The sequence below is a fragment of the Pontixanthobacter aestiaquae genome (assembly GCF_009827455.1).
GTDB lineage: Bacteria > Pseudomonadota > Alphaproteobacteria > Sphingomonadales > Sphingomonadaceae > Pontixanthobacter > Pontixanthobacter aestiaquae.
Genome location: NZ_WTYZ01000001.1, coordinates 1,149,797 through 1,166,709, shown reverse-complemented (window position 1 = coordinate 1,166,709; position 16,913 = coordinate 1,149,797). Strand labels below are relative to the sequence as shown.

General features: G+C 57.4%; 17 protein-coding genes. 11 read left to right on the top strand and 6 right to left on the bottom strand.

Features of this window, described 5'->3' with window-relative positions:
* Positions 1-20: 20 nt before the first annotated feature.
* Together GRI35_RS05465 and GRI35_RS05460 are read left to right on the top strand one after the other, a co-directional pair.
* Positions 21-1,124, top strand: coding sequence for an alkene reductase (locus GRI35_RS05465; RefSeq protein ID WP_160613221.1), 1,104 nt, complete (start codon positions 21-23; stop codon positions 1,122-1,124).
* Between the two features lie 45 nt (positions 1,125-1,169).
* A complete protein-coding gene (locus tag GRI35_RS05460; protein ID WP_160613220.1) occupies positions 1,170-2,045 on the top strand; it encodes an HpcH/HpaI aldolase/citrate lyase family protein in 876 nt (291 codons plus the stop codon).
* A 16-nt stretch (positions 2,046-2,061) separates the two neighbouring features.
* Here the strand turns inward: GRI35_RS05460 and GRI35_RS05455 are convergent, their stop codons facing one another.
* Both GRI35_RS05455 and lipB read right to left on the bottom strand, forming a co-directional pair.
* The gene (locus tag GRI35_RS05455) at positions 2,062-2,349 is read right to left on the bottom strand and encodes a hypothetical protein (protein ID WP_160613219.1); all 288 of its coding nucleotides are present in this window, start codon (positions 2,347-2,349) and stop codon (positions 2,062-2,064) included.
* On the bottom strand, positions 2,346-3,017 hold the full coding sequence (gene lipB / locus GRI35_RS05450) for a lipoyl(octanoyl) transferase LipB (protein WP_407985042.1): 672 nt from the start codon (positions 3,015-3,017) through the stop codon (positions 2,346-2,348). Before lipB ends, GRI35_RS05455 begins: the two co-directional genes overlap by 4 nt.
* Before the next feature lie 67 nt (positions 3,018-3,084).
* On the opposite strand from lipB, the gene GRI35_RS05445 reads away from it, so the two are divergent.
* On the top strand, positions 3,085-3,903 hold the full coding sequence (locus GRI35_RS05445) for a hypothetical protein (protein WP_160613217.1): 819 nt from the start codon (positions 3,085-3,087) through the stop codon (positions 3,901-3,903).
* Positions 3,904-3,933: 30 nt separating this feature from the next.
* On the opposite strand, the gene GRI35_RS05440 is transcribed toward GRI35_RS05445, so the two are convergent.
* Positions 3,934-4,542 carry a class I SAM-dependent methyltransferase gene (locus tag GRI35_RS05440; protein WP_160614775.1) on the bottom strand — a complete coding sequence of 203 codons (609 nt, stop codon included), beginning with the start codon at positions 4,540-4,542 and terminating at the stop codon, positions 3,934-3,936.
* 143 nt (positions 4,543-4,685) lie between these two features.
* Here GRI35_RS05440 and GRI35_RS05435 point away from each other — a divergent pair, with 143 nt between their 5' ends.
* Positions 4,686-6,056, top strand: a complete 1,371-nt coding sequence (locus tag GRI35_RS05435) for an MFS transporter (RefSeq protein ID WP_160613216.1) — start codon at positions 4,686-4,688, stop codon at positions 6,054-6,056.
* Between the two features lie 21 nt (positions 6,057-6,077).
* Here the strand turns inward: GRI35_RS05435 and GRI35_RS05430 are convergent, their stop codons facing one another.
* Positions 6,078-6,422: an arsenate reductase family protein gene (locus tag GRI35_RS05430; RefSeq protein WP_160614774.1), complete on the bottom strand. Its 345-nt coding sequence runs from the start codon at positions 6,420-6,422 to the stop codon at positions 6,078-6,080.
* Positions 6,423-6,570: 148 nt separating this feature from the next.
* Between GRI35_RS05430 and GRI35_RS05425 the strand changes: the two genes are divergently transcribed.
* A complete protein-coding gene (locus GRI35_RS05425) occupies positions 6,571-8,709 on the top strand; it encodes a TonB-dependent receptor (RefSeq protein WP_160613215.1) in 2,139 nt (712 codons plus the stop codon).
* 6 nt (positions 8,710-8,715) lie between these two features.
* Here the strand turns inward: GRI35_RS05425 and GRI35_RS05420 are convergent, their stop codons facing one another.
* Positions 8,716-9,267 (bottom strand): (2Fe-2S)-binding protein, encoded by a 552-nt coding sequence (locus GRI35_RS05420; RefSeq protein WP_160613214.1) that lies wholly within the window; start codon positions 9,265-9,267, stop codon positions 8,716-8,718.
* 28 nt (positions 9,268-9,295) lie between these two features.
* The gene (locus GRI35_RS05415) at positions 9,296-10,060 is read right to left on the bottom strand and encodes a class II aldolase/adducin family protein (protein ID WP_160613213.1); all 765 of its coding nucleotides are present in this window, start codon (positions 10,058-10,060) and stop codon (positions 9,296-9,298) included.
* Between the two features lie 151 nt (positions 10,061-10,211).
* On the opposite strand from GRI35_RS05415, the gene GRI35_RS05410 reads away from it, so the two are divergent.
* From GRI35_RS05410 to GRI35_RS05385, 6 genes are all read left to right on the top strand, one after another.
* Positions 10,212-11,564: an MATE family efflux transporter gene (locus GRI35_RS05410; RefSeq protein WP_160613212.1), complete on the top strand. Its 1,353-nt coding sequence runs from the start codon at positions 10,212-10,214 to the stop codon at positions 11,562-11,564.
* Positions 11,565-11,634: 70 nt separating this feature from the next.
* Positions 11,635-14,022, top strand: a complete 2,388-nt coding sequence (locus GRI35_RS05405; protein WP_160613211.1) for a chemotaxis protein CheA — start codon at positions 11,635-11,637, stop codon at positions 14,020-14,022.
* Positions 14,019-14,450, top strand: coding sequence for a chemotaxis protein CheW (locus GRI35_RS05400; RefSeq protein WP_160613210.1), 432 nt, complete (start codon positions 14,019-14,021; stop codon positions 14,448-14,450). The genes GRI35_RS05405 and GRI35_RS05400 overlap by 4 nt, the downstream gene beginning before the upstream one ends.
* Before the next feature lie 55 nt (positions 14,451-14,505).
* Entirely contained in the window at positions 14,506-14,871 is a 366-nt protein-coding gene (locus GRI35_RS05395; protein WP_160613209.1) for a response regulator, read from the top strand.
* A gap of 10 nt (positions 14,872-14,881) precedes the next feature.
* On the top strand, positions 14,882-15,997 hold the full coding sequence (gene cheB, locus GRI35_RS05390) for a chemotaxis-specific protein-glutamate methyltransferase CheB (RefSeq protein WP_235900142.1): 1,116 nt from the start codon (positions 14,882-14,884) through the stop codon (positions 15,995-15,997).
* On the top strand, positions 15,988-16,869 hold the full coding sequence (locus GRI35_RS05385) for a CheR family methyltransferase (RefSeq protein ID WP_160613208.1): 882 nt from the start codon (positions 15,988-15,990) through the stop codon (positions 16,867-16,869). The genes cheB and GRI35_RS05385 overlap by 10 nt, the downstream gene beginning before the upstream one ends.
* Positions 16,870-16,913: the final 44 nt, after the last annotated feature.

Sequence of the window (16,913 nt, the reverse complement as noted above, 5' to 3'; positions counted from 1 at the left end):
TTTGACGGGAGCCATCCTTTATGACCGACGCACTTTTCCAGCCGATTACTCTCGGCGCGATTGAGGCAAAGAACCGCATTCTGATGGCGCCGCTGACGCGCGGCCGTGCGACGCCTCCCGGATTTGTGCCCAATGAAATGATGGCGACCTATTACCGTCAACGCGCCAGCGCCGGTCTGATTATCAGCGAGGCAACCGGCATCAGCGTTGAAGGTCTAGGCTGGCCTGCCGCTCCCGGCATCTGGAGCGACGAACAAGTGGAAGGCTGGAAGCTGGTCACCGATGCAGTTCACGAAGAAGGCGGCAAGATCGTGTTGCAGCTTTGGCATATGGGCCGGATCGTCCACCCCGATTTTCTTGGCGGCGAAAAAGGCGTTTCCGCTTCGGCCACCACCGCACCCGATCACGCGCACACGCCGACCGGCCGCCAACCGCATCAGGAAGCCCGCGCACTTGAACTGAGCGAAATTCCACGCGTCGTAGGCGATTACAAACATGCTGCCGAGAATGCGAAGAAAGCGGGTTTTGACGGCGTTCAACTGCACGGCGCGAATGGCTATCTGGTCGACCAGTTCCTGCGCGAAACTACCAATTTGCGGACCGACGAATATGGCGGCCCGCCTGAAAATCGCGTGCGCTTTATGCGCGAAGTGCTCGAAGCTCTGATCGATATTTGGGGCGCAGACCGCGTTAGTATCCGCCTATCGCCCAATGGCGACACGCAAGGCGCGGACGACAGCAATCCCGAAGCCCTGTTCGCCGAAGCAGCCAAAGTGGTTGAAGAGCTGAACCTCGGCTTCCTTGAGCTACGCCAGCCTGGGCCTGAAGGTACATTTGGCCGTACCGATGTGCCGCAGCAGGATGGGGTGATCCGCAAAATCTATACCGGTCCGCTGGTGCTCAACAGCGACTATTCCGGCGAAGAGGGCGCTGCCGATATCGCGTCAGGACGCTGCGATGCGGTCAGCTATGGTCGGCCATTTATCTCCAACCCAGATTTGCCGGACCGGATTAAGCAGGGTGCCGACTTCGCTCCGAATGTCGATGTGCCGAAGAGCTGGTACCTGCCGGGACCTGCGGGCTATATCGACTATCCGACTCTGGCCGAGCAACAAACCGCCTGACCGGCGCAAATACTCTTTAAGAATTTGAGGCTATGGCCGCAGACTATGCGATCATGGCTCACCATCAAAGGCAATAGCGCCGCCCAACTGGCCAAAGCGCCGCAGATTGGTGCGGATGCGCTGGTGGTGGACATGCGCGCTGTCCCGAATGACGAAAACGCCGCACAGGTTCGGGCGGATGTGGCCGAATGGTTCGGCTCTTTCCGCGAACAACTATCGACGCCCAAACGCTTCAAAAGATGGCTCAAGATCAAGCCGATCGACGAACCGCATTGGGGTGACGATCTTATGGCGATTATGGCCGGTGCACCCGACGGCTTGATTGTCCCCAAATGTACCGGGCCCGAGCAAATTCGGATGCTCGCTTCCGAACTCTACGAGATCGAGCAGCGGCATGGTCTCGCCCAAAATGCCACCAAGATTATCCCGCAGATCGGGGAAACGCCCGGTTCGGCTTTGACGCTGCGCGACTACACCGATGATCCGCATCCCCGCCTCGCCGGATTTGCATGGAATGCCCAGGGTCTTGCGCGCAATATCGATGCACACCGGACTCATATCGAAGATGGCGGTTGGTGCGATACAATGCGATTGGTGCGCGGAACCACAATCCTGCTTGCCAAAACGCTCGGTTTGCTCGCTATCGAAACGGCAGTGCCCGACCCACGCGACGTCCAGACCGGCGCGGTGGCGGCGCGCAGAGCACGCCAAGACGGTTTTACCGGTATGGCCGCGATTCATCCGCGCCAAGTCGGCCTTATCAATGAAGCGTTCAAGCCGACGCCGAGAGAATGTGCTGATGCGCAGGCCATAGTCGACCTATTTGCAAGCAGCCCGACCGCCGCAGTCGTCAATCATAAAGGAACGATGATCGACCGGACCGGCCTGGAACAGGCTCAACAAATGTTGGAGCTTGCGTAAACCTAGCAAGCCAAGCCTATTCAGCGTCCGCCTCTGGCGCGGGTTCGGCGGGTTCCGCTTCCGGTTCGGGCGTTTCTTGCGCTGCCGGAGCAGAACGCCTTGAATCATCCGCCGCGCTGGTTTCACGCACCGCTGGTGATGTTGATTGCAGCTCATCCAGCGGAATCATCGCGTCGCTGATCGATCCCTCGAGCACATTTCCTTCCGCGCTGCGCGCATCGTCATCTGCTGCAACAGGCGCAGGGTCGTCCCCGCAGGCCGACAGCAGCGGCAAAGCGCACAGGCAAATTGCATAGCGGATCATGAAGTCACTCCTGAATCTTCGGACAGCATATCTAGGAATGCATCGCCCCGCGCAAGCAATGCGTCATCCCATTGTTCAGGAGTGATGTCGATTCCCAGCCTCGCCAGACTGGTCACCCCAAATTCGGCGATCCCACAGGGCACGATACCCGTGAAGTGCGACAAATCCGGCGCAAGATTGACCGAGAAACCATGCATCGTGACCCAGCGCCGAACGCGTACTCCAATGGCACCGATCTTGGCCTCGCTGCCATCAATATCGCGAGTCCAGATGCCGATCCGGCCCTCCGCGCGCCATGCCTCGACTCCGATATCGCCAAGCGTATCGATCACCCAGCCTTCTAAACTGTGCACAAAGCGGCGCACATCGCGGCCTCGTTCGGTCAGATCGAGCAATGCATAGCCAATCCGCTGACCTGGTCCATGATAGGTATAGCGACCGCCCCGTCCAGCCTCGACAACTTCGAAGCGAGGATCGAGCATTTCATTTTTGTCAGCACTGGTTCCAGCGGTGTAGACCGGCGGGTGCTCCAGCAGCCATAGCAGTTCGCGCGCGTCACCCGCAGCAATCGCGCGGTTGCGCACGTCCATTTCATCAAGCGCTGTGCGATAAGGCACTTGCTCCACAGCGCGCCTCACCGCGATATCCGATGCGAGTTTTCCAGACATACTCATTGCGTGGCGTGCACAGGAGCGGTTATCAAGGGTAATAGTTCATTAAAGCAGGGTTTGGCATATGAAATTTGATCTCGACAAAGCGTGGAATGAAGCAGTGACCATGCTGAGATCCAACCTCGATGTGCTGAGCGTGGTGGCAGGAGTGTTCTATTTCCTGCCTTCGTTGGCTTTGACACTATTGATCCCCACAGCGGAAATTGAAGCCGCAGCGCAAGACCCGGAGCGATTTCAAGCCGCCATGGGCGCGTTGCTGGGCCAATATTGGCCAGTGATGGCGGCATATTTTGTGGCCACGGTGATCGGATCGCTAACGCTCTACGCTTTGCTAGGCAAAGCGCACCGACCAACGGTAGGGGAAGCGCTCAAAATCGGTTTGACCGCCTGTATCCCCTATATCGCGGCGATGTTATTGTTCGTGTTTGCGATCACCATTGTATCGGCAGCCATCAACGTCATCGGAGCACTTTCCGGCGTAACGGCAATCGCAATTGTTATGACAATCATTTCAATCGCGGTGATCATATTCATATCAATGCGATTCCTGCTCGTAGGGCCGATCATGGCGATAGAGCAGAATTATAACCCGATCTCCGCACTGCTCCGGTCCTGGAAACTGGTGAAAGGCAACACGCGCAAAGTCACGATTTTCATGCTTCTGGTTGGCGCGGCTGTGATCGTAATCTATATTGTTACAGCCGCAATCATCGGATTGTTTGCGGCACTGCTCGGTAGCGGACAAGCCGCGCTGTGGGTGGAAGGTATCCTGTCGGGCCTGTTAGGGGCCGCAATCAGCACAATTATCCTGACGATCTATATCGCAATCCACAGGCAATTGGCTGGCGATCCGCCGCAGACCCTCAGCGATACGTTTGAATAAGTAGTAGCCGCCACCAACCGGCGGACCGGCTTACTCTTTCCAGCCCCAGAACAGCTGGCAGGGCAGGATATTCCAGAACTCGAACCCGCTATCGATACGGGTGAAGTGCTTGGCCATAAAGTCGCGCGCCTTGGCGCTGAATTGATAGACCAGAAACGCGCCGCCGGGCCGGATGATCCGGTGGGTTGCGGCAGCAATGGCCGGGCCGACACCATCGGGTAAGGTCGAGAATGGCAGGCCAGACAACACGTAATCGGCATGCTGATGCCCGTGATCGCGGACAATCTCCTCGACATCAGCAGCGGAGCCATGAACGGCTGTGAAACGGCTGTCGGTAATTGTCCGGTTGAGATAGTCGATGAATAGCGGGTTGGTGTCGATTACGATCAGCGCACCATCGGCGCGCAGCTTCTCCAGCACCGGCTCGCAAAAAGTGCCAACGCCCGGACCATATTCGACGAACAATTTGCACTCGTCCCATTTCACCGGTCCCAGCATTTTGCGGATAGTAAAACGCGATGACGGGATGATCGAACCGACCATTTTGGGATGTTCGAGGAAGCCCCGGAAGAAGACGCCCCATTGGCCGAGCAATTTGCGCAACCGCGTGCCGACGCCGATGCGTTTCGCTCCCACAATCTTGGGGGTAACCTGTTGTGAATCTGTCAAAATTGCGCCCTGTAATACAGCGCCTTTCCGTAACGGAAGGCAGCGAGTGTGTGCGCCTGCCAAATTCACCTGCGCATTGCAAGCGCTGCTATCCGCGCGTAGCGGCTAAGGCAATGTCCAATACAGACTTATCCGAGACTGCCGACGCGCCGCGCAAACCAATCTCGCGCGAGCGTATGGCGTTGTTGTTTGCAGTGATGCTGACCACCGCAGCAGGCAACACCGCGATGCAATCGGTTATGCCGTCCATCGGCACCGAGCTGGGCGTCAATGACGTGTGGATCAACCTCGCTTATTCATGGTCGGCGCTGCTCTGGGTGATTTGCGCGCCAATTTGGGCCCGCCGGTCGGACAGGCGTGGTCGCAAGTCGATGATGGCGCTGGGCATGGTCGGCTTCATCACTTCGATGGGGCTATGCGGCATGATCCTGTGGTTCGGACTGATAGGGGCGCTTTCAGCGTTGTGGACACTTATCTTCTTTGCCGCCGCGCGCAGTCTGTATGGCGGTTTTGGATCGGCAGCGCCGCCAGCGGTGCAAGCCTATGTGGCCGCACGAACGGCACGTTCGGAAAGGACACAGGCACTGTCGTTGATCGCCTCAAGCTTCGGTCTCGGCACGGTAATCGGTCCGGCCCTTGCACCGCTGTTGATCTTTCCCGGACTTGGACTGACCGGCCCGTTTGCGGCATTTACAATCTTTGGCGTAGTGACGCTCATCGCGCTCCGCGTTCTCCTGCCAAACGACGAGCCACAGTTCGCCGCGCGTGGTTCTGCCTTTAGTGCGCCATATGGGACGAGTTCCACGGACCGCTCATCGGAAGACGATGATGATGGGGACGACGCAGATGCCGCTCCGCGCCCAGCAGAAACTCCCGAGCCAAAGCGTATCGGCTGGTTCGAAACGCGCGTAAGGCCGTGGGTCATCGCTGGCCTGCTTGGCGGTCACGCCCATGCGATGATATTGGGGATATCAGGCTTCTTGGTGCTGGACCGTTTGGGACTACGCGAAACGCCGCTCGAAGGCGCTGGCCCGGTGGGTGTCGTGCTGATGTGCGGTGCGGTGGCCACGCTGCTGGCACAATGGGGCGTGATCCCGCGCATGAACCTTGGTCCACGCGCAGCAATCTTGTGGGGCGTAGCACTGGCGAGTGTGGGCGTGATCCTGCTCGGCATCGCGCAGAATTTGCACGGCATTGCTCTTGGCTATTCGATAGCCTCGCTCGGCTTTGGCCTGTTCCGCCCAGGCTTCAATGCGGGTGCATCGCTAGCTGTCACCCGCGCCGAACAGGGCGAGGCATCCGGCGTTGTCGCCTCTGCCACTGGTGCTGCCTTTGTATTCGCGCCGGCGCTGGGAGTGCTGCTCTACAATTGGTCCGAATGGGTCAGCTTCGCGACAGTGGTTGCGCTGTGTCTCGCCGTGTTCGTGATTGGCCGGCATTCCCTGTCGGCCGATGAAGTCACAACCAAAGACCGCCCAGCCTAGGCCCAGATACCCTGAGTCCGGTCAGAGTATTTCCAGCACCGTGTCCTGCGGGCGGCAAATGCGTACACCCTTCTCGGTTTCAACAACGGGGCGCTCCATCAGGATCGGATCAGCGGCCATAGCCGCAAGCACCGTGGCATCATCCGCATCGGGCAGGCCGCGCTGTTCAGCATCGGTTCCACGTAAGCGCAAAGCCTTGGCCGGAGACACGCCCGCATCCTTATATAGCTGTGCCAGCTTTTCTTTGCTCGGCGGCTCTTTCAGATATTCGACCACAGTCAGATCGACTTTCGACAAGTTCTCCAGAATCGCCAAAGTCTTGCGCGAAGTACCGCATTTTGGATTGTGCCAGAGTGTCGCTTTCATAGTCGCAGCCATCATAAATCTCCGTAAAACTGTTGCAGGCCTCCTACAAAATCCAAGTTTCTTCGCCAAGCTGCGATTATGAATTGCAATTGCGAGTGAGTTGCAATAGCGAGCCGAGCATCACTTTTGGACGGGATGATCGAATCACATGAGAATACTTACGACACGCCTGCTCAGCGCTACCGCTGTGACAGTCGCACTTGCTGCAAGTCCGGCAATAGCTAACGAATCACAGACTACGGACCAGAGCGAAGAAGCAGGTGATGAGGACATCATCGTCACGGGCAAGGTGCTTTATACCAACCAAGTGAATGCGGTGAAAACCCCTACTCCGATCATCGACGTCCCGCAGAGCCTGTCGATCACCACCAGCGAGGATATCCGCAAGCGTGGCTTCGACAGCATTGGCCAGATCGTTGATTACACCCCAGGCGTGAATACATCGCAAGGCGAAGGACACCGCGACTCGGTCGTCTTCCGCGGCGTCCGTTCTACCGCCGACTTCTTCATCGACGGCGTTCGCGACGACGTTCAATATTACCGCCCGCTCTACAATCTGGAGCAGGTCGAAATCCTGCGCGGCCCCAACGCTCTCCTGTTCGGGCGCGGCGGCACCGGCGGCGTATTGAACCGCGTGACCAAAAAAGGCGTTCTGGGCGAGAACTTCACCGGCTATCAGGCAAGCGTCGATACATTCGGGGAATTCGCCGGCCAGGTTGATCTCAACCTCTCGACCAGCGACACTGCCGCGTTCCGCGTGAACGCGATGTATGAGAGCCTGAACAATCACCGCGATTTTTACGATGGGGAGCGCATCGGCATCAACCCGACCGCGCGGTTCATGCTGACACCCGATACCACAATCGACCTGTCTTACGAATATCTCGACCACCAGCGCTTTATCGATCGCGGTATTCCAACCGGATCAGACGGCCGCCCGGCGGAAGCGTTTGCGGAGATCGTCTTCGGCGATCCCGAACTGAACACCAGTGAACTGGAAGCGCATCTTTTCCGCGCCAATCTGCAGCATAATTTCTCCGACCATGCGAAGATCAATGTCACAGCCGCCTATGGCGATTATGACAAGCTGTACGCGAACTTTTACGCGTCAGGCTACGATCAAACGAATACCCCCGACCAAGTCACGCTAGACGGCTATGTCGATACGACCCGGCGGCAAAACCTGACCCTGGCCGGTAACTTCATCACCGATTTTGCAACCGGTAGCGTCGAGCACACGCTAATCATCGGCGGCGAATATATCAGCACGTCGTCCGACCAAGACCGCTTCAATTCGTTCTGGTCGACCACGATGGACGACAACGAATTCTTCACCATAGCTCGCCCGCTCAATCTGCGCGGCGGCGTTGGCGTTAATGCATCGGGTCAAGCAACGACCAATGATTTTACTGCCGATATCAATGATGACACACGCGTGAACATCGATGTGTTTTCGGCCTATATCCAGGACGAAATCGAGGTGACCGACTGGCTCAACCTTGTGCTCGGCGCACGGTTCGACAGCTTCGATATCGAAGTGAACAATGTTGTTGATAGCGAAATCCGGACCCGTAAGGACGAGGAAATCTCCCCGCGCCTTGGCCTTATCATCAAACCGCAAGAAAACATCTCGATCTATACCAGCTATTCCGAGAGCTTTCTGCCTCGCAGCGGTGAGCAATTTGCCAATATCAATGGCGATAATAACGCGCTCGATCCCGATACTTTCACCAATCTGGAAGCGGGCGTGAAATGGGACATCAATCCCGGCCTCAGCCTGACCGGTGCGGTGTTCCAGATCGAGCAAAGCTCTCCGCAAGTGGACGACAATGATGCGTCGCAGCTTGTCATCGTGGACTCCAAAATCCAGGGCTTTGAATTGCAACTGCAAGGCAGCCTGTCAGATTTCTGGACGGTATCGGCGGGCTACAGCTACCTTGACGGCGAGCAAGTCAATCAAAACGGCCCGACCGGCCTGCGTCCGCGCGAACTGCCCGACAGCACCCTGTCGGTGTGGAACAATTTCCAGATCACTGACCGCTTCGGTTTAGGAGCCGGTTTAACCTATCAGTCGGACAGTTTCATCGACAATGGCAACAACGCCATTCTTCCTAACTATATCCGCATCGATGCGGCGGCATATTACGATATCTCGGAGAATATCCGCCTACAGGTGAATGTCGAGAATGTGACCGACGAGCTGTATTTCCCCAACTCTCATTCGACGCATCAAGTGACCGTGGGCGCTCCGCTCAATGCGCGGTTTGCAATCAGCGGCCGGTTCTAACAAGACTTACTCCTCACGCTCCGAAGGTGCGACGATCGCAGGAACCTCTGCCGCCGCATCTTCGGAGCTGATCCCCGGCGCGGGAGCCGCGCTGATTGTTTCCTGACGCCGCGTGACACGCCCAGCCCGCTGGATCGCATTGACCAGTCGCGGATAAACGCCGCAGCGGCAGAGATTAGGGATAGCCTCCTCGATATCTCGCTTGCTGGGATCGGCATTCTTGGCGATCAGCGCCGCGCCCGCCATCACGATGCCCGGGGTGCAGAAACCGCACTGGATCGCCTGCTCAGCCACCATAGCCTGCTGCACCGGGTGCGATCTGTCCCGCGACAGGCCTTCAATAGTGGTTATAAAACGACCTTCGGCCTCGGCGATAGTGATCAGGCAGCTCCGCAAAGCCTCTCCATCAACAATCACCATACACGCGCCGCAATCGCCCACACCGCAACCATATTTGGTACCGGTTAGATTGGCAGCATCGCGCAGCGCCCACAGCAGCGGGGTCTCTGCATCCATATCGAATTCGACCGGTTGGTCGTTGACCGTCATCCGCGGCATCGGCGGAAGCTCCCGCTAGCTTAGAGGCTTAGTCGCGCCAGCTATTATCGGTGCGGTCGATCTTGCGCTTCCACGCTTCGAAATCGAATACCCCCGCGCCGCCTTGTTCCTGCATCACGAACAGATCGCGTTGGTGGACATCGACTACTTCTTGCGGGACGATGCGCGGATTGCCCATACTCAGAGTGGCAACTTGAATCTCGCACGCACGCTGGAGCGCCCACATCTTCAGGAACATGCCCTGAATGGTCTTGTCCATCACGACCGGGCCGTGATTACGCAGCATCAAAATGCTGTGATCGCCAAGGTTTTCGACCAAACGAACACCCTCTTCTTCACGAACCGTCACGCCTTCGAAATCGTGATAGCCGATCTGGTTCTGGAAATTGCAGGCATAGAAATTGGTCGGCATCAAGCCATCTTTGTGGCTGCACACCGCCATCGTTGCAGTGGTGTGAACGTGGCAGATCGCCTGCGCTTTTTCACCCAGATTCTTATGGAAATAGGCATGCTGGGTGAAGCCGGCTTTGTTGACCATATATTGCGACTGGCCGACATTGTTGCCTTCGACATCAATTTTGACGAGGTTCGATGCGGTCACCTCGTCGTATAGCAAGCCGAACGGGTTGATCAGAAACGTATCATCTTCGCCCGGAACCGCGACGGAAATGTGATTGTAAATCGACTCACCCCAGCCGAGGTGATCGAAAATCCGGTAGCATGCAGCCAGATCCAGCCTCGCCTGCCATTCGGCTTCGCTACATTCCACATTCGGTTTCAACTGGGTCGCCACGTTGCTCTCCTAGGTCTTGTCATTGCGTTGCGTTTGGGGATGTATCGCACGACCATGCCGCACCGCACAAGTCGCGATCTTGCAGCAATCATGAGCACGCGCTCAGAAAATCGCTTCCCCGCCCCATTCCGTCGCGCTAGGGGCCGGTGCGATGAGCGATGGAGCAAAACTGACACGCGGCGATATTCGCGGGCATCTTGTCACTCAAACCACCCCCATGATCATTGGCGTTGCGGCGATGATGTCGGTCGGACTTATCGACGCGTATTTCATTGGCCAATTGGGCAGCGCCGAGTTGGCCGCAATCGCGCTTATCTTTCCGATCAGTATCGCGCTGAGTAGCCTCGGTATCGGCGTGATGGTCGGGATCAATTCGGTTGTGTCGCGTTCCTTGGGCGCAGGTGACAATGAAAACGCTGCTAGCCGGGGCAATATCGGCATCGCGTTTGCCCTGATGGTCGGCATCGTGATGGCTGCGATCCTTCTCGCATTGCTCGATCCGCTGTTCACGCTGATGCAGGCCGATGACAAGCTAATGCCGATCATCCGCGCTTATATGATTCCGTTTGCGATGGGCTTCCCGCTGATCATGGTGATGATGGGGATCAATGGAGTAATGCGCGGACAAGGCGAGGCGCGAAAAACCTCTTACGTGTCGATCTGTTACGCGGTGGCGAACTGGATACTCGATCCGATACTGATCACCGGAGCGCTCGGCTTTGAAGGATTCGGCATTGCGGGCGCGGCCTATGCCACCAATATCGGCTGGGCGATTGCACTGGTTCTGGCGCTGTTCTTGCTCAAAGGCACCGCCTTGCCGTTCAATCCGTCTGCCATCAAAAGGGACCAGATTGCGCCTGCTATCAAGGCCCTGTCGTCAGTCGCGGGACCCGCCGGATTTTCCAATGCGATCAACCCGATCGGCCTTTCGGTTCTAACCGCTTTGGTCGCGACACAAGGCCAGGACGCGGTGGCTGGATTCGGAGCTGCAGGACGTATCCAATCTTTCGCAATTGTCCCATTACTTGCACTGTCGGGAGCCATCGGATCCATTGTCGGGCAGAACTGGGGCGCCAACCAATTTGACCGTGCTCGGCAAGCGATGCGCTGGGCTGCCGGTTTCTCAGTGGTTTATGGCCTGTTCGTTGCCGTCGTGCTGGTCGCGGCGAGCGGGTGGTTTGCGCAGCTATTCAGCGACAATCCCGCCGTTATAGATGAATTCTCACGCTACCTCGCCATAGCGGCATGGGGCTATGCCGGATTTGGTCTGTTGATTGTCAGTAATGGCGCTCTCAATTCCGTAGGCAAAGCTGGCTGGGCGCTGGCGCAAAGCTGTTTCCGCGTGTTCTTGGTGATGATGCCGGTCGCGTGGCTGCTACGCCCCACATGGGGATCGGATGCCATCTATAGTGCTGAATTGGCGGCCAATGTTGTCGGCGGCGCTGTTGCTTTGGTGCTGGTGCTTCGTATCCTCGGCCAAAGGCATAGCTCCGATAAGGCTTAGTATCTAGCCGTGCTTACACTTCGTTAACCATCATCGCCCATAGAGTTCCGGACTATCCGGGGGTTTTGTAATGGACGACCTACTCGCAGAATTCGTGGCGGAAACGCGCGAGATGCTTGAGGCTATCGAAGGTGAACTGGTCGCGTGGGAGGCGGAGCCATCGGACCGTGCGCGGCTCGATAACATCTTCCGCTTCGTCCATACGGTCAAAGGCAATTGCGGCTTCTTCGACTTTCCGCGCCTCGAAAAACTCAGTCACGCTGCCGAAGGCGTGCTCGCTGAAGTGCGCGCTGGCCGCCGTCATGCCGATAGCCGGCTCGTTTCCGCAGTTCTCGCAATCATCGACCGTATCACGCAGATGACCACCGCTATCGAAGCCGGTGAAGAACTGCCTGTAGGGAGCGATGAATTTCTGATTGCCGCGCTCGAAGGTGACGCGAGCGATGTCGGTGAGACGTTGGCCATGCATTCCGCTCGGGAAGATGCGGAGACAAAAACAACCGATGCAGGGCCGCAAGCCCCTCGCTCCATCCGCTTGCCAGTTGCGTTACTCGACCGGGTGATGAGCGGCGTATCGGACATGGTTTTGGCACGAAACGACCTTGCCCGGCGGCTGCGCGATGCGGGGAACGAACCGACATTAGACGGCCCGTTCGAGCGCCTGTCCGGCATCCTGTCCGACGTTCGCGAAGCCATCACCAAAATGCGGATGCAACGCATCGAACACCTCTACAACGCGATCCCGCGCCTTGTTCGTGATCTTTCGACCGAGCTCGACAAACAAGTTATGGTCGATTTCGAAGGCGGCGATGTCGAGCTGGACCGCGAAATGATCGAAATGATCCGCGACCCCGTCACGCATCTGATTCGCAACGCAATCGATCACGGCATCGAGAAACCATCAGAACGCCTCCGCGCAGGCAAACGTGAAATCGGTATGCTCGCCATTGCTGCGCGCCAATCGGGCAACCGGATCACAATTGTTATTTCCGATGACGGCGCTGGCCTGAACACAGATAAGATCGGCGAGAAAGCGGTTTCATCCGGTCTCGTTAGCCAGAAAGAACTGGATGCGATGCCGCCAGAAAGCGTCACCGATCTGATTTTTGAAGCTGGCCTTTCGACCGCTGAAGAGGTTAGCGCGATATCCGGTCGCGGCGTCGGCATGGATGTCGTCCGCGCTAATATCGAAAAAATCGGCGGCACTATCACTGTCTCGTCCAATCCGGGCGAAGGCACGATGTTCTTCCTGCAAATCCCGCTCACGCTGAGCATTATTTCGGCGCTGACCGTCAGCGTCGATGGGCAGCGCTTCGCAATCCCGCAATCCTATGTCGAGGAAATCGCGCATGGCGCGTCGGCATCGGTCGAATTTTCCCGTGTGGGCGACACCGATCTTGTAACATTCCGCGACCGCCGTTTGCCCTGCCTGACTCTCAACAATGTGTTGGGTGTGAAACCACGCGGTGCTGGCTGGGATCAACGTCTGGTGTTGCTGCGCCTCGGTAGTGGCGATCTGTTCGCGCTCGCAGTCGACAAAATTCACGATCAGGAAGATTTGGTCATAAAGCCTCTGGCTCCAGCGGTCATGCAGAGCGGACTCTATGCGGGAACGACGCTGCTGGATGATGGCAGCCCTGTGTTGATGCTCGACATCCCAACCGTCGCCAGCGAAAACGGTTTGGTCAGCGATGTTCGCGCGCGTCCTGCACAGGTCACTGTTAGCGAGAAAGCTGTCGTTGAAGAGCGTGGACGCACATTGATGACCTTTGTCGGCCTAGACGGCAAACGCCGCGCAATCGGCATGCAACTGGTCGCGCGGATCGATCAAGTGCCGCATGACGCATTCGCCATCGACGATGGTCGCGCGCAAGTCGTTGTCGATGGTAAAATTATGACATTGGTTGGGGTCGGCAATGACACCGAACAGGTCGAAATTCCAGCCGGCAATGTGAAGCTGCTGCGCCTGTCCGATAGCGAGTGCGAGTTGGCCTATGCCGTCGCCGAACTGGGCGAATCGGTGATCATCACCCAAGATCTCGCATCGCCCGAAGGCGATACTCGCCTCGAAGGGGTGGCGCTGATCGACGGCGAACTGATTCCTGTGGTCGACGGATACCGACTGTTTGCCAAGCATGGCAGCATTGCCACTCCAGTAGAAAAACTGGTGTGCCGTTTGCCGGAAGGCGATGATTGGGTCGACCGGATGCTGCAGCCGCTCGTTGCCGCCGCGGGCTACCGTGTCGCCAGTGATCCGGACCAAACAGCCGATGTAACCATAGTCCTCACCGACACTGCCGATGCGGTTGATACGGTTGATACGGTTGCCAACGGCCGCGTGATCAAACTCTATAGCGATCCAAATGCACCTATTGGGAAAGATGACAGCATTTACCGGTACGACCGCACCGCTCTGGAAAGCGCTCTACGCAAAGCCCGCATAGGAGACCGGTCATGAGAGAATTGATCCTTATGTTCGATATCGCCGGACGCCGCGTCGCGATCCCCGCGGTCGAAGTCCAATCGGTAATCGAGCTGGAAGATATTTATCCGGTGCCGCGTGCGCCCGACTACGTAACCGGCTTGACGGCAATGCGTAGCCAGTCGCTAACTGTGATCGATTGCCGCAAAGCTCTGGGCCAAGAAAGCAAGACTGAGTATGGCGAACGCTCCCCCGTTATCGAATTGGATGGCCACCTCTACGCGCTACTTGTCGACAGTGTCGATGACGTTGTCGAAACGCAATCTGAAATCACGCCGGTCGCTGGCGGCTTTGGCAAGGAATGGGAAAATGCCGCTCAAGGCATGGTCGAAACCGACCGCGGCCCCACTTTGCTGATCGATATTCACAAGCTGATCGGCGGCCAAGCCGCAATTGCGGCTTAAACACTTGGTTACCTTAATCCGCTACCCGCAGATAGAACTATAAGGATCGCCCGAAATGAAAAGCTGTCTCATCGTCGATGACTCGCGGGTAATCCGCAAAGTCTCCCGTCACATACTCGAATCTCTCGGCTTCACGGTCGAGGAGGCGGAGAATGGGCAGGAAGGCCTGGAACATTGCCAGGGCACGATGCCCGATGTGATACTTCTCGACTGGAATATGCCGGTGATGACCGGGATCGAATTTATCGCCCAGCTGCGGCAGCAGCCCGGCGGCGACAAGCCAAAAGTTGTCTTCTGCACGACGGAAAATGACATCGCGCACATCCGGGAAGCCATCAGTGCCGGGGCGGACGAATATGTGATGAAGCCGTTCGATCACGAAACGCTCCAGATCAAACTTCAACTGGTAGGCATGGCCTGAGGCTGCGGCCATGGGCAGTGAAGCTACCATACTGACATCGGGGCCGAAACGTCGCCGCGCTTTGTCGGTGCCGACGCGCGTTTTGCCAACCCGCGTCATGATCGTCGATGACAGTCTGACCGTGCGCACTGCGCTCGCGCGGATGATCGCGGCTGAGCCCGATCTTGAAGTTGTTTGTAAGACGAGCAGCGCCGAACTGGCCCTGCAGCAATTGCGCAAAACGCCTGCCGATGTAGTGTTGCTCGATCTCGAAATGCCCGGAATGGGCGGATTGCAGGCGTTACCGAAAATTCTCGAAGCACATAGCAGCACCCAAGTTTTGGTCGTATCAACGCTTGCTGAAGACGGTGCAGAAGCGACACTCGCCGCACTTTCGATGGGTGCTGCCGACACTATGCCCAAGCCACGCTCTGGTGGTTTTGTACCGGCCTATTGCGAAGCTCTCTTAGGCAAAATTCGTGCGTTGGGTAACGGCAATTGCCCGGCTGCGGGACATGCAGCGAACGTCGCTGCGCAGAAACTTCGCAGCCTTCCTCGCCAAGCACCAGAAGTGCTCGCGATCGGCGCGTCCACTGGCGGCATTCATTCGCTCTGTACATTGCTGGAAAATCTACCGCGCGAGTTCAACCTGCCAATTCTGGTCACTCAGCACCTCCCCGCTTCCTTCATGCCGGTATTTGCCCGGCAATTAGAGTTGGCAGCAGCGCGAAAGGCCTGGGTCGCAGAAGACGGAATGGCGATCAATCCAGGAAATATTTACGTTGCGCTTGGGACCGGACACTTGAACGTTATGCGCCGCTCGACCGGTCTTGCTTGCAAAATCACGCACCAAACCATGCCGAGCGGCTGTGTGCCGTCGGTCGATCCGATGTTCGAAACACTGGGCAAAGCAACCGAAGGCCGCGCTATCGGTATCGTTCTGTCCGGCATGGGCAAGGACGGGGCGACTGGCGCTGCCGATCTGGTCGATCAGGGCGGCACGATCTTTGCGCAGGACGAAAAAACATCCGCAGTATGGGGCATGCCGCGCGCGGTCGCTGAGCGCGGGCTAGCGTCCGCCATTCTGCCGCCTGCTGACCTTGCCAAGAGGATCATGGCAACTTTGGGAGCAGCGGCATGGAAGTGACCGAAGTTTCCTACCGGATCATTGCCGATCTGCTCGAAGCACGCACCGGCCAGCAGCTTACCGAGGGCCGCCGTTGGCGCATCGGCACGGCTTTGTCGGGCATTTTTCGCGAGCGGGGCATTACCAATATCGACCAGCTGGTGTGTCTCCTCGCCGATAACAGCAATGGCTTGCTCGCCCAAGATGTGGTCGAGGCGTTGCTCAACAACGAAACCTACTTCTACCGCGACCGGATTATGTTTGAATTGCTGTCGCAACGGGTGCTGCCCGATCTCGCGGCAAAGCGTGCAGAAACCAAGCGCTTGTCCATCTGGTCGGCTGGCTGCTCAACCGGCCAGGAAGCACTGACGTTAGCGATGCTATTCGCTGACAATCCGAGTCTTTGGAAAGGCTGGACAATCGATATTGTCGGGACTGACATTTCCCAAAAGGCAATCAATGCGGCGCAGCGCGGGTGCTACACCCAGTTCGAGATTCAGCGCGGACTTGGCGTGACACAGATGCTCAGGCACTTCAACGAAACACAGCGCGGCTGGGAGCCCTCTGCCGACCTGCGCAAGATGGTCCGTTTCAAGCAACGCAATATTCTAGAACCCGCAGGCAACATCCAGCGTTTCGACCTGGTGCTGTGCCGCAACGTCCTGCTCTATTTCGATACCGCACGCAGATCGCTAGCGTTCGACCGGATTGCAGAAGCAATGCGCGACGATGGCTGGTTGATGATCGGTGCGGGAGAAACCGCAGTAGGCCGGACCGAACTGTTCCAATCAGTCGAGCGACATCAAGGCCTCTACCAACGCGCGCCCGCAAGCCTGATGTCTGAAACGGGCGAGAATGGCGCATATCCCGCGCGACGAAAACATGCCGGGTAAACCCGAAATTAACCAATCCTTAGGGTCAAAACCCTAGCCCGACA